Annotated in this window: 11 protein-coding genes; 7 read left to right on the top strand and 4 right to left on the bottom strand. The window is 73.3% G+C overall.

All coding sequences use genetic code 11. The features are described 5' to 3' along the window. The first annotated feature begins 5 nt into the window (after positions 1-5). Positions 6-692, top strand: coding sequence for a hypothetical protein (locus tag ACFYM0_RS22585; RefSeq protein ID WP_388504031.1), 687 nt, complete (start codon positions 6-8; stop codon positions 690-692). A gap of 93 nt (positions 693-785) precedes the next feature. Here the strand turns inward: ACFYM0_RS22585 and ACFYM0_RS22580 are convergent, their stop codons facing one another. Both ACFYM0_RS22580 and ACFYM0_RS22575 read right to left on the bottom strand, forming a co-directional pair. After that, positions 786-3188 (bottom strand): helix-hairpin-helix domain-containing protein, encoded by a 2403-nt coding sequence (locus ACFYM0_RS22580; protein ID WP_388504029.1) that lies wholly within the window; start codon positions 3186-3188, stop codon positions 786-788. After that, positions 3185-4177 (bottom strand): aldo/keto reductase, encoded by a 993-nt coding sequence (locus ACFYM0_RS22575; RefSeq protein ID WP_388504026.1) that lies wholly within the window; start codon positions 4175-4177, stop codon positions 3185-3187. The genes ACFYM0_RS22580 and ACFYM0_RS22575 overlap by 4 nt, the downstream gene beginning before the upstream one ends. A 100-nt stretch (positions 4178-4277) precedes the next feature. Between ACFYM0_RS22575 and ACFYM0_RS22570 the strand changes: the two genes are divergently transcribed. Both ACFYM0_RS22570 and ACFYM0_RS22565 read left to right on the top strand, forming a co-directional pair. Then, positions 4278-5327 (top strand): LLM class F420-dependent oxidoreductase, encoded by a 1050-nt coding sequence (locus ACFYM0_RS22570; RefSeq protein WP_243333982.1) that lies wholly within the window; start codon positions 4278-4280, stop codon positions 5325-5327. Positions 5328-5601: 274 nt separating this feature from the next. Next, on the top strand, positions 5602-6390 hold the full coding sequence (locus tag ACFYM0_RS22565) for a ferritin-like domain-containing protein (protein WP_388504024.1): 789 nt from the start codon (positions 5602-5604) through the stop codon (positions 6388-6390). Between the two features lie 60 nt (positions 6391-6450). Here the strand turns inward: ACFYM0_RS22565 and corA are convergent, their stop codons facing one another. Beyond that, the gene (gene corA, locus ACFYM0_RS22560) at positions 6451-7434 is read right to left on the bottom strand and encodes a magnesium/cobalt transporter CorA (protein WP_388504021.1); all 984 of its coding nucleotides are present in this window, start codon (positions 7432-7434) and stop codon (positions 6451-6453) included. Positions 7435-7496: 62 nt separating this feature from the next. Between corA and ACFYM0_RS22555 the strand changes: the two genes are divergently transcribed. The 4 genes from ACFYM0_RS22555 (at position 7497) to mshC (ending at position 11043) form a co-directional block, all read left to right on the top strand. Beyond that, positions 7497-8219: a histidine phosphatase family protein gene (locus tag ACFYM0_RS22555; RefSeq protein WP_388504019.1), complete on the top strand. Its 723-nt coding sequence runs from the start codon at positions 7497-7499 to the stop codon at positions 8217-8219. 77 nt (positions 8220-8296) lie between these two features. Beyond that, positions 8297-8887: a DUF3090 domain-containing protein gene (locus ACFYM0_RS22550; protein ID WP_243333987.1), complete on the top strand. Its 591-nt coding sequence runs from the start codon at positions 8297-8299 to the stop codon at positions 8885-8887. Continuing rightward, on the top strand, positions 8851-9696 hold the full coding sequence (locus ACFYM0_RS22545) for an SCO1664 family protein (RefSeq protein ID WP_388504257.1): 846 nt from the start codon (positions 8851-8853) through the stop codon (positions 9694-9696). The genes ACFYM0_RS22550 and ACFYM0_RS22545 overlap by 37 nt, the downstream gene beginning before the upstream one ends. 117 nt (positions 9697-9813) lie before the next feature. Then, the gene (mshC, locus tag ACFYM0_RS22540) at positions 9814-11043 is read left to right on the top strand and encodes a cysteine--1-D-myo-inosityl 2-amino-2-deoxy-alpha-D-glucopyranoside ligase (protein WP_388504015.1); all 1230 of its coding nucleotides are present in this window, start codon (positions 9814-9816) and stop codon (positions 11041-11043) included. A 162-nt stretch (positions 11044-11205) separates the two neighbouring features. On the opposite strand, the gene ACFYM0_RS22535 is transcribed toward mshC, so the two are convergent. Then, positions 11206-12207, bottom strand: coding sequence for a PAC2 family protein (locus ACFYM0_RS22535; RefSeq protein WP_388504012.1), 1002 nt, complete (start codon positions 12205-12207; stop codon positions 11206-11208). Positions 12208-12230: the final 23 nt, after the last annotated feature.

The following is a 12230-nucleotide window of genomic DNA, read 5'->3' as shown; positions in this document are numbered from 1 at the left end:
GCACTATGTCTGATGCCGCTCTGCCCACTGTTGCCGAGGTACGCGCCGCCGCCGAGGCGGTCAAGGCCGCGCTCGACCGTCACCTCGCCGCGGTCGAGAGCAGGATCGGGGACGATGATCCGGACGTCTACGCCGCGTTCAACGAACTCGCCGCCGCCTCCGAGGAGTACGACGAGCTCCTCTACGACCGCTACGACGAGGTCACCCCGTTCGAGATCCCCACTCCCGAGGACGGGCTCCCGTACACCGGCCCCGCCGAACCCGCCGCCTTCAGCGTGCTCATCCGCCGTGACTACGCCGTCGTCGAGCCGGCGCGCCTGATCGCCCAGGCCGAACGCGTCGTCGCGCACGACCGGGAAGCCGAACTCGACCACGACGGCGGCACCGCCGACGCGCTCGGCGTTCTCTTCGGCGAGTACGAGCCGGACGAAATCGCCTCCCGCGCCAAGGACTTCGGTCTGGAGGAGGGCGATTCCACGCTGTGGATCGCCGCTTCGGAAGAGGTCGCCGAACCGGGGGAGTGGCTCGGTACGCCCTTCGCGCACATCGACCCGCAGGACGTGATGCACCGGTTCGACGTCAGCTCGGTCTTCGACGGGGAAGACGAAGAGGACGAGTACGCGGACGACGCCGAAGGCGGCGAGGGGGCCGAGGACGGCGCACCGGCCGAGCGGGGCCTGACGCCCGCCTGACACCGGTCCGGCCCGACCCCGCCCCGCCCGGCACCTCGTACGGAACGCACCGCGGCCCCCGCCCCACCCGGGACGGGGGCCGCAGTACGTCCCTCAGCGGGGCTCCACCGCCGTGGCCGCCACGAGGGCCCGCAGCAGACCCGCCAGCCGGGTCGTACGGGGCTTCGCCGGAACCTCCGCGACCGCACGCGGCAGCGCCTGGTCCACTCCGTGCACCACCGACAGGTGACGCTCGGCCCGGCCGAAAGCCGTGTAGACCCAGTCCCGCGACAGGGCCTGAGCCGCGTCCCCGGGCAGGACGACGACCGCCGCGGGCCAGCGCGAGCCGACGGCCTGGTGCGCCGTCACGGCCCAGCCGTGCCGCACCTGCGACTCCACCCGCTCCTTCGGTACGACGATCCGCGCGCCCGCGGCTCCGGCCAGGTGCAGCCCCTGTGCGTCGGCCGACACCACACGGGCCGGCAGCGCCCGCCCGGCGGAGGGCACGTGGACGACCCGGTCACCGGGGTCGAAGCCGCCGAACCGGCCGGGGCCCGGGTTCAGCCGCTCCTTGAGGGCCGCGTTGAGCGCGCGGGTGCCCGCCGGGCCGCCGTGGCCCGGGGTGATCACCTGGACGGCGTCCGCCGGGATCCCGAAAGCGCGGGGCACCGATTCGGCGACCAGCTGCACGGTGCGGTGCACCGCCTCCCCGGCGTCGCGGACCGGGACGATGACGACCTCCTTGCCGGGAGCGTCGACCTGGTTCAGCTCGCCGACGCCGACGCCCGACACCAGCTCGCCGATCGGGCCCCGGTCGGGGATCCGGGAGACGAGCTGCGGGCAGGCGCGGGCCGCGAGCACATCGGCGAAGACCCGGCCGGGACCGGCGGAGCCGAGCACCGAGGGGTCGCCGGACAACACCAGGCGGGCGCCGTCGGGGACGGACTCCACCAGCGCGGCGGCCGTCTCCACGTCCAGTTGCGGGGCGTCCAGGACGATGAGCAGGTCCAGTGCGAACTGCCCGTCCGCGTCCCGGCCCGGGCCCTCGGCGCCGGCCAGCAGGCCCGCCACGGTGACGGCCCCCTCGGCCGGGGCGTGCGCGGCCAGGCAGGCCCGCAGGCCCAACTCCCGGGCGGCGGCGAGAAGTGCGCGGGGTTCGGCGCGGGCGGCCTCGCCGCCGGTGTGGGTGACCAGCCCGTGCCCGGCGGCGGCGCGGATCAGCTCGGCGCCGGTGCCGGTGGCGGCCTTGTCCCAGTCGGCGGGGTCCGTGAAGGTGTTGGCGAGCCGGGCCAGGCCCTCGGCGAGGCTCTCCTCGGCCATGGCGGAGCCCTCCAGGCCCACCAGGATCCGTACGGGCTGTTCCTCGTCCTCGGCGGACTCGGCTACGGGCGGCCCGACGGGCTCCTCGAAAGCCAGCGCGGCGCCCTCGCCGACGGCCGCCTCCAGGGCCTCCGCGGGGTCCGGGACGCCGTACTGGGCGAGGGCCGACTCCAGGGTCGGGGCTTCGAGCACGGTGTGGCCCTTGGCGGCGGCCTGCGCCAGCAGCCAGCCCACCAGGGCGGCGGCACGCCGTTCGTCCCCGGGGCCGGTCGCCTCCGCGCCGAGCAGGGCGCGGGCGAACCCGTCCGCCTGGGTCGGGCGGACCCCGGCGACGGCCAGTAGCCGCCAGGGGGACTCGGCGAGCTGCTCGGCGGCGTCCTCGCCCAGGGCGGCAGCGGTCTGCGGAGCGAGGGTCTCGGGGGCTCCGCCCCTGGCCAGGACGGCTCGGACCGCCTGGACGGTGTCGGGGGAGGGGGCGGCGTGGGTCTGCGCCTGTCCCTGTGCCTGCGGCGCGGCTGCCGGGGTGCGCGCCGGGGCGGGTGCTGGAGCGGCCTCCGGCCGACGGGGCGCCGGGGGCGCGTCGAACACGGCGGGGGGCTTGCCGCCGCTCTCCACGGCCCGTACGGCGGCCAGCAGGTCGGCGGCCGTGCCGCTGAGCTTGGCGCCGGCTTCCACGGGGGCTTCGCGCTCCGCCTTGCGGCGGGCGATGCGCTCCCGCTCGATCTTCTGCGCGGCCAGTTCGGCCGCGGCTTCGCTGAGCTGAGGCGCGGCCTCGGCGGTCACTGCCGCCCCGGTGCCGCTGTCGGGGAGCCCGGCGGGGCTTTCCCCCACCCCGTCCCTTCCCGAAACCGAGGACTCCGCCCCCGGCCCCGTGTCCGGTTCCCCGGCAGAACCCTCGGCTTCGCCGTCCGGCTCCTCGGCTTCGCCGTCCGGCTCCACGGCCTCGCCGTCCGGGCCTTCGGTTTCGCCCTCCGGTTCCCCGGCTTCGCCGGAGGCGGTGGTCCGGGGGTCCGGCTCGCCGGAGTCGGCCGTCTGGGGTGTCGGGGTGGGTTCCGGTGCCGGGGGGTGGGCTTCGGTGGGTGCGTCACCTTCGGCCGGAGGGGTTTCCGGGTCCGGTGCCGTCCCGGGTTCCGCAGCGGGGGCGGCCGGGTCCTCCGGGGCCGCGGTGGCGGCATCGGTGGCGGCGGTGTCGCTCACAAAGTGCTCCAGTCCTGATCGGGGTAGCGGTGGACGGGCGCCGAGACGTCGTCCAGCGCTTGGCGGATCTCCTCCGGAAGACTAAGGGCCTCCACCGACAGGGCCTGCCCGAGCTGCGCCGACGTGCGCGCGCCGACGATCGGCGCGGCCACCCCGGGGCGGTCCCGGACCCAGGCCAGGGCCACCTGGAGCGGGGTCACCGCCAGTCCGTGCGCGGCCGTCGCCACCGCGTCCACGATCCGGCTCGCCGGCTCGTCGAGGTACGGGTCCACGAACGCCGCGAGGGTTTCCGAAGCGCCCCGGGAGTCCGCCGGGGTGCCGGACCGGTACTTGCCGGTCAGGACGCCCCGGCCCAGCGGCGAGGAGGGGAGGAGGGAGAGCCCCAGGTCCAGCGCGGCCGGGACCACCTCCCGTTCCACGCCGCGCTGGAGCAGGGAGTACTCCATCTGGGTCGACGCCAGCCGGGTGCGTACCCCCGGCGCCGCGAGCTGCCAGGTCGCCGCCTTCGCGAGCTGCCAGCCGCTGAAGTTCGACACGCCCGCGTACCGCGCCCGGCCGCTGCTCACCGCGATGTCCAGCGCCTGGAGGGTCTCCTCCAGCGGGGTCCACGGGTCGAAGGCGTGGACCTGCCAGAGGTCGACGTAGTCCGTGTCCAGACGGGCCAGGGAATCGTCCAGCGCGGCGAGGAGGTGGCCGCGCGAGGCGTCGAAGCGACGGTCCGGATCCGCGACACCGCCCGCCTTCGTCGCGATCACCAGATCCCGCCGCGGGACGACGGAACCGATCAACTGTCCGAGGAGGTACTCCGCCTCACCGCCCCCGTACACGTCGGCGGTGTCCACGAGCGTGCCGCCCGCGTTCCAGAACGTCTTCAACTGCGCGGCCGCTTCCGCCTCGTCCGGTCCGTCCGCCGACCGGCCCCAGGTCAGTGTGCCGAGACCGATCCGGGAGACGCGCAGTCCGGTGCGGCCGAGATGCCTCTGCTCCATGAGGGCTGAGACTACTGCCGCACTGACGCGGGACGGCCGGGCGCGCTACAGTCCCCGCAGACCTACGTTACTGATCGGTAAACCGGTAAGGGGACGACTTATGCGGCTCGGCATCAATCTCGGCTACTGGGGCGCTGGCATGGACGCCGACAACCTGGCCGTCGCGCAGGAGGCCGACCGCCTCGGCTACGACGTCTGCTGGGCCGCGGAGGCCTACGGCTCCGACGCGCCGACCGTGCTCGCCTGGGTCGCCGCCCAGACCGAGCGCATCGACGTGGGCTCCGCCATCCTGCAGATCCCGGCCCGCCAGCCCGCCATGACGGCGATGACGGCCGCCACCCTCGACTCCCTCACCAAGGGCCGCTTCCGGCTCGGCCTCGGGGTCTCCGGACCCCAGGTGTCCGAGGGCTGGTACGGGGTGAAGTTCGACAAGCCGCTCGCGCGGACCCGCGAGTACGTGGAGATCGTCCGCAAGGCGATGACCCGGGAGCGGCTGTCCTACGAGGGCGAGCACTGGACCCTGCCGCTGCCCGGCGGGCCGGGCAAGCCGCTCAAGCTGACCGTGCACCCCGAGCGCGAGCACATCCCGCTCTACATCGCCGCCATCGGCCCGAAGAACCTGGAGCAGACCGGCGAGATCGCCGACGGCGCCCTCCTGATCTTCCCGGCCGCCGAGCACCTGGAAGCCACCGCGCTCACCCACATCCGGGCGGGCCGCGAGAAGGCCGGGCTGACGATGGACGGCTTCGACGTCTGCCCGACCGTGCCGCTGGCCCTCGGCGAGGACGTGGCCGGACTCGCGGACATGTTCCGCCCGTACACCGCCCTGTACGTGGGCGGCATGGGCAGCCGCAAGCAGAACTTCTACAACCAGCTGGCCCAGCGCATGGGCTACGAGAAGGAAGCCGCCGAGATCCAGGACAAGTACCTGGCGGGCGACAAGCAGGGCGCGGCCGCCGCGGTCCCGCACTCGCTGATCGACTCCACCACCCTGCTGGGCCCGGTCGAGCGGATCGCCGACGGGATGCGGGCCTACGCGGAGGCCGGGGTCACCACCCTGACGCTCGCCCCGGCCGGCTTCACCCTGGAGGAGCGGACCGCCGCCCTGCGGGCCGGCGTCGAGGCCATGGAGCTCGCCGGCCTGGCCTGAGCGGCACCCGGCCGGGGCGGCACTCGGCCCGGGCGGCCGCCGGACGGAGTCCGGCGCAGCCGCCCGAAGCCGTGCGACGGCGGCGTGAAGAAGGAGAGGTCTGCGGCCGTGGTGGGGGCTCGGGGGGTCTTCCCCGCCACGGCCGACACAGCCAACAACGCGTGGGGTGCCCGCGGGGTTACGCCCCCGGCCCCACCGGTCGCGGTCGTTCATTCGGCCGAGCCGTACGCCGCACCCGGTTGCCCGGCCCGCGAATCGGCCCTTGACTCGAGACATGCTCTCTGCGCGCAGCCTGTTCCGGGAGATCGTCGACCACGACGCTTCCTTCCAGCTGTTCTGCTCCATCGCCGCCGGCGGCGAGTCCCAGGGCGGCTGGGAGAACGCCCGGATCGCGGCCCTGGTGCCCGATTCCATGCGCGATCTCGCGCCCAAGATCACCCGGCACGGCGCCGACGAGGACAAACACGGCCGGATCTTCAACGCGCTGCTCCGCAAGCGCGGCCTGCCCCCGGTACCCGTCCCGCCGGAAACCGACTACACGATGCTGCTGGAGCGCCGCGGCATCGGCCTGAGCCACGAGAAGCTGCGCGGCGAGCGGGCCCTGAGCGAGGAGGACATCGTCGTCTACCTCGCGCACAGCCGGGTCACCGAGCAGCGCGCCGCCGACCAGATGGTCATGCTCGTCCGGTACTTCGGGAGCGACCCCGAGCTCGGCAAGGCCATCCGCATGATCGGCGCGGACGAGGACAACCACCTGGCCTACTGCCACGAGGAACTGCTCCGCCTCGCCCGCGCCGGCCACGCCCGCACCATCCACCGGGTGCTGCGCGAGTGCGCGCTCGCCGAGATCGGCGTCTACCGGGACGTGAGCCTCGCCGTCATGGGCCACATGGGGCGGCTGCTGGGCTGGCCCGCACCGAAGGCGGCCGCGCTGGCCGCCGGGATCCGCGGGATGTACGCGTACGAGCGGTTCAGCGGCTGGCACCGGATGGTCGACCTGCGCCCGCCGGAGCGGAGCAACCCGCTGGGCGGCCTGGCGACCTCGGCGCCCGAGTTCGCCTAGGCCGTCTGTTCGGGCCGTCCCTTCGGGCCGTTCTTTCGGATCCCGCCCCGCCCGGGCGGCCTAGAGCCAGCCGCGGCGCTTGAACATCCGGTGCAGGCCCACGCAGACGACCGCCATCACCACGAGCACCATCGGGTAGCCCCAGCGGTGCGTGAGCTCCGGCATGTGCTCGAAGTTCATCCCGTAGATCCCCGCCACCATGGTCGGAACCGCCGCCATGGCCGCCCAGGCGGAGATCTTGCGCATGTCGTCGTTCTGCCGGACGCCCATCTGCGCCAGGTGCGCGGCCAGCGCGTCCGACAGCAGCCGGTCCAGGCCCTCGATGTACTCGTTCGCCTTCGTCAGGTGGTCCGCGACGTCGCGGAAGAACGGCTGCGCGTGCTCGTGCACGAAGGGCACGTTCCCGAAGGCGAGCCGGTCCATGGGCTGCAGCAGCGGACTCGTGGCCCGGCGGAACTCCAGGACCTGCCGCTTGAACCCGTAGATCCGGGCCGCGGTGTTCTTGCTGTCCGCGGGATTCGGGGAGAAGACCTCCGCCTCCAGCTCCTCCAGATCCGCCTGGAGCTCGGCGGCCACCTCGATGTAGTGGTCCACCACGGCGTCCGAAACCGCGTACAGCACCGCCGTGGGGCCGTGCCGGAGCACCTCGGGGTCCTGCTCCAGACGGTGGCGCACGGCGGCCAGCGCGGCTCCCTCGCCGTGCCGGACCGTGACGACGAAGGAGTCGCCGATGAACACCATCAGCTCGCCCGTGGTCACCGTGTCCGCGGCATCGTCGTACCGCACCGGCTTCAGGACCACGAACAGCGAATCGTCGTAGACCTCCATCTTCGGCCGCTGGTGCGCGGTCAGCGCGTCCTCCACCGCCAGCGGGTGCAGCCCGAACTCCTGGCTGACGTGCTCGAATTCCTTCTCCGTGGGCTCGTACATGCCCACCCAGAGGAAGGCGTCGCCGGTGGCCCGCGCCTCGTCGAGGGCATCGGAGAAGTCGTCGGGCGCCTCCGAGCGGCGGCCTTCGCGGTACATGGCGCAGTCCACAATCACTCGCGCATTGTTCCCTGCCCGGGCCCCGACCGCACGCCGGCGGTACCGCATACCCTTCTGCCATGGCCACGCTGATCCTCGTACGACACGGGCGGTCCACCGCCAACACCGCAGGGCTGCTCGCCGGATGGACCCCGGGGGTGACCCTCGACGAGCACGGAGCCGCACAGGCCGCCGCGCTGCCCGGGCGGCTCGCCGCCGTGCCCCTGGCCGCGGCCGTCACCAGCCCGCTGGAGCGGTGCGGCGAAACCCTGGCCCCGCTGCTGGCGGCCCGGCCCGGCCTCGCCCTGCACACCGACGAGCGGATCGGCGAGTGCCACTACGGCGACTGGTCGGGCCGCAAACTCTCCGAACTGTCCGAAGAACCCCTGATGCGCATCGTCCAGCAGCATCCCTCGGCCGCCGCCTTCCCCGGAGGCGAGTCCATGCGCGCCATGCAGGCCCGCGCCGTGGACGCCGTACGCGACTGGAACGCGCGGATCGAGGAGGAGCACGGCGCCGACGCCGTGTACCTGATGTGCTCACACGGCGACATCATCAAGTCCCTTGTCGCCGACGCCCTCGGCATGCACCTGGACCTCTTCCAGCGGATCCACGTCGACCCCTGCTCGGTCACCGCCATCCGCTACACGCCCTCCCGCCCCTTCCTGCTCCGCCTCGGCGACACCGGGGACTTCTCCTCCTTCGCGCCCCGCGAAAACGCGTCGCCGGACGCCGCCGCGGCCCGGGACGACACGGAAGCGGGCGGCGAGGCGGTCGTAGGGGGTGGTGCGGGCGCGGTGTGATCGAACGGCGCAGTAGGGTGGACGGGCCAACCCATGGGCGCAGCCCTGCCCCTGCCGCCGACGCTTGGAGACTGGACGTGCCCCGTCAGGTGTTCCTCTACGACCCACCGGACCGTTTCGTGGCCGGCACGGTCGGCCTGCCTGGACGCCGTACGTTCTTCCTGCAGGCCTCCACCGGCCCCCGCGTCACCTCCGTCTCCCTGGAGAAGACCCAGGTGGCGGCGCTCGCGGAGCGGATGGAAGAGCTGCTCGACGAGGTCGTACGGCGCACCGGGGGCAATGCCCCCGTCCCGGCCGTGGCCCCCGCCGAGGCGACCGACACCGCCCCCCTGGACGTCCCCGTCGAGGAGGAGTTCCGCGTCGGCACGATGGCCCTGGCCTGGGACGGCGAGGACCAGCGCATGATCGTCGAGGCGCAGGCCCTGGTGGAGCTCGACGCCGACTCGGAGGAGGACCTCGCCGAGGCGGAGGAGCGTCTGCTCCAGGACGAGGAGAACGGGCCGCCCATGCTGCGCGTCCGCCTCACCGGCGCCCAGGCCCGGGCCTTCACCAAGCGGGCCCTGGACGTGGTCAACGCGGGCCGTCCGCCCTGCCCGCTGTGCAGCCTCCCGCTGGACCCCGAAGGGCACGTCTGCCCGCGCCAGAACGGCTACCGGCGCCAGGCGTGAACGCCATGGGGGGAACGTCGGAACTGGAAGAGCTGCTGGCCCACGGGGAACTCACCGTCGTCGGCCGGATCCGGGAGGCGTCCAACGCCGTCCTGCTGTGCACCGTCACACACGGGGGCGCGAGCACCGACTGCGTGTACAAACCGGTCAAGGGCGAACGCCCGCTGTGGGACTTCCCCGACGGGAACCTCGCCCAGCGCGAGGTCGCCGCGTACCTGGTCTCCGAGGCCACCGGCTGGGGGCTGGTGCCCCCGACCGTGCTGCGCGACGGACCGTACGGCGAGGGCATGGTCCAGCAGTGGATCGAGACGGGAGAGTCCCCCGAGGCGGAGCTGCTCGCGCTCGTGGACGGCGAGGAAGCGGGGGAGGGCTGGAAGCCCGTCGCTTTCGCCGAGGTCGGCGAGGGCCGCACCGCGCTCCTCGTGCACGCCGACGACGAACGGCTGCGCCGCATGTCCGTCCTCGACGCGGTGATCAACAACGGCGACCGCAAGGGCGGCCACCTGCTGCCCGCCCCCGGCGGACGCCTCTACGGCATCGACCACGGAGTGACCTTCCACACCGAGGACAAGCTGCGCACCCTCCTGTGGGGCTGGGCAGGGGAGCCGCTGACCGAGGAAGCGGGATCCGTGCTGAGTGCCCTGGAGGCCGCACTGGCCCCCGGGCAGCCCCTCGCCACCCGACTGGCCGAACTGGTCACCACCGCCGAGCTGGACGCCGTACGGGCCCGTGTGGCCCTGCTGCTGCGCACCGGGAAGCATCCTCAGCCCTCGGGTCAGTGGCCCGCGATCCCGTGGCCGCCCGTCTGACCGGGCCGCCCGCAACAGGACGGACGCACAGAACCGGCCATGGCGCAAGAGTGCCGATCAGGACAACAGTGCAGGTCCGGTTCGTTTGAGGAACACCTGTCCGGTTAGGCTCGAGACATGCATGCCTGGCCCGCTTCTGAGGTCCCCGCCCTTCCTGGCAAGGGCCGCGACCTCCAGATCCACGACACCGCGACCCAGGGGACGATCACCCTCGCCCCCGGTCCCGTCGCCCGTATCTACGTCTGCGGGATCACCCCGTACGACGCGACGCACATCGGTCACGCGGCGACCTACAACGCGTTCGACCTCGTGCAGCGCGTGTGGCTCGACACCAAGCGGCAGGTCATCTACGTCCAGAACGTCACGGACGTCGACGATCCACTGCTGGAGCGGGCCCTGCGCGACAACCAGGACTGGACCGAGCTCGCCGAACGCGAGACCGCTCTCTTCCGTGAGGACATGACCGCCCTGCGGATGCTGCCCCCGCAGCACTACATCGGCGCCGTCGAGGCCATACCCGGCATCGTGCCGCTGGTCGAGCGGCTGAGGGACGCGGGCGCCGCCTACGAGCTGGACGGCGACGTCTACTTCTCCGTGGAGTCCGACCCGAACTTCGGCAAGGTGTCCCACCTGGACGCCGAGGCGATGCGGCTGCTCTCCGCCGAGCGGGGCGGCGACCCGGACCGGGTGGGCAAGAAGAACCCGCTCGACCCGATGCTGTGGATGGCCGCCCGCCCGGGCGAGCCGAGCTGGGACGGCGGCTCGCTGGGCCGCGGCCGGCCCGGCTGGCACATCGAGTGCGTGGCCATCGCCCTGGACCACCTGGGGATGACCTTCGACATCCAGGGCGGCGGCTCCGACCTGGCCTTCCCGCACCACGAGATGGGCGCCTCGCACGCCCAGGTCCTGACGGGCGAGTTCCCGATGGCCAAGGCGTACGTACACGCCGGGATGGTCGCGCTGCACGGCGAGAAGATGTCGAAGTCCAAGGGCAACCTGGTCTTCGTGTCGGCGCTGCGCCGGGCCGGCGTGGACCCGGCGGCGATCCGCCTGGCCCTGCTCTCGCACCACTACCGCGCCGACTGGGAATGGACCGACGAGGTCCTCGCGGAGGCGGTGGCCCGCCTGGAGCGCTGGCGCGCGGCCGTCTCCCGCCCCGACGGCATCGCGGCGGACGCCCTGGTCGAGGAGGTCCGCGAGGCCCTCGCCAACGACCTGAACGCGCCGGCCGCTCTCGCGGCGGTGGACCGCTGGGTCGAGCTCCAGATCGCCACGGACGGCGACGACGAGTCCGCCCCCGGGCTGGTCTCGCGCACGGTCGACGCCCTGCTGGGCGTGGCCCTGTAAGCCACCGCGCCCAGACGCGACCGGAGGGGCTGGGACTGCCGTCAGGCAATCCCAGCCCCTCCGGCGTTTGAGGAGCGGGGTCCGGGGCGGAGCCCCGGGAAACGGCGAAAGGGCGGGGCGGGGAGAAAACCAGAAAACCCCCTGCCCCGCCCCCTCACCCGGCTACGCCTCCGGAGGCGTGTCTTCTTCCTCCGGCGCGGCCGCCGGGGGAGCCGGGGGCTCGTCCCCGGGACCGGACGGATCCGGCTTCCGCTTCGGCGTACGCGGCAGCCCACCGGAGGTGTCCCGCAGATACGACCCGTCCCCCGGCTCCGCGCCCGCGGAAGGATCCCGCCGCCGCAGGTACCGCTCGAACTCCCGGGCGATCGCGTCCCCGGAGGCCTCCGGCAGGTCCGCGGTGTCCCGCGCCTCCTCCAGCGTCTGGACGTACTCCGCCACCTCGCTGTCCTCCGCGGCCAGTTGGTCCACGCCCAGCTGCCACGCCCGCGCGTCCTCGGGGAGTTCGCCCAGCGGGATCCGGATGTCGATCAGATCCTCCAGCCGGTTGAGCAGCGCGAGGGTCGCCTTCGGGTTCGGCGGCTGGGACACGTAGTGCGGCACCGCCGCCCAGAGGGACACCGCCGGCACCCCGGCGTGCGTACAGGCCTCCTGGAGGATGCCCACGATCCCCGTCGGGCCCTCGTACTTGGTCTCCTCCAGGTCCATCGTCCGCGCCAGGTCCGCGTCCGAGGTCACCCCGCTGACCGGCACCGGGCGCGTGTGCGGGGTGTCGCCCAGCAGCGCCCCCAGGATGACGACCATCTCCACGCCCAGCTCGTGGGCGAAGCCCAGGATCTCGTTGCAGAACGAACGCCACCGCATGGACGGTTCGATGCCCCGCACCAGCACCAGGTCGCGCGGTTTGGTCCCGCCGATCCGGACCACCGAAAGCCGGGTCGTCGGCCACGTGATCTTCCGTACCCCGTTGTCCAGCCACACCGTCGGCCGGTTGACCTGGAAGTCGTAGTAGTCCTCGGCGTCCAGAGCCGCGAAGACCTCGCCCTTCCACTCCCGGTCCAGGTGTGCGACCGCACCGGAGGCCGCGTCACCCGCGTCGTTCCAGCCCTCGAACGCGGCCACCATGACCGGGTCGATCAGCTCGGGCACGCCCTCAAGCTCGATCACCCAGGTCTCCTTCCGAAGTTCCC

This window comes from Streptomyces sp. NPDC006487 (assembly GCF_042870555.1).
Classification (GTDB): Bacteria; Actinomycetota; Actinomycetes; order Streptomycetales; family Streptomycetaceae; genus Streptomyces.
The sequence above is the reverse complement of the archived record's forward strand: the minus strand, read 5'-3'. Positions and strand labels throughout refer to the sequence as shown.

What these genes read in the sequence shown, in the direction of transcription:
- ACFYM0_RS22585 (WP_388504031.1), top strand. Translation starts at nt 6, where the DNA reads ATGTCTGATGCCGCTCTGCCCACTGTTGCCGAGGTACGCGCCGCCGCC.
- ACFYM0_RS22575 (WP_388504026.1), bottom strand. Translation starts at nt 4,177, where the DNA reads ATGGAGCAGAGGCATCTCGGCCGCACCGGACTGCGCGTCTCCCGGATC.
- ACFYM0_RS22570 (WP_243333982.1), top strand. Translation starts at nt 4,278, where the DNA reads ATGCGGCTCGGCATCAATCTCGGCTACTGGGGCGCTGGCATGGACGCC.
- ACFYM0_RS22565 (WP_388504024.1), top strand. Translation starts at nt 5,602, where the DNA reads ATGCTCTCTGCGCGCAGCCTGTTCCGGGAGATCGTCGACCACGACGCT.
- ACFYM0_RS22555 (WP_388504019.1), top strand. Translation starts at nt 7,497, where the DNA reads ATGGCCACGCTGATCCTCGTACGACACGGGCGGTCCACCGCCAACACC.
- mshC (WP_388504015.1), top strand. Translation starts at nt 9,814, where the DNA reads ATGCATGCCTGGCCCGCTTCTGAGGTCCCCGCCCTTCCTGGCAAGGGC.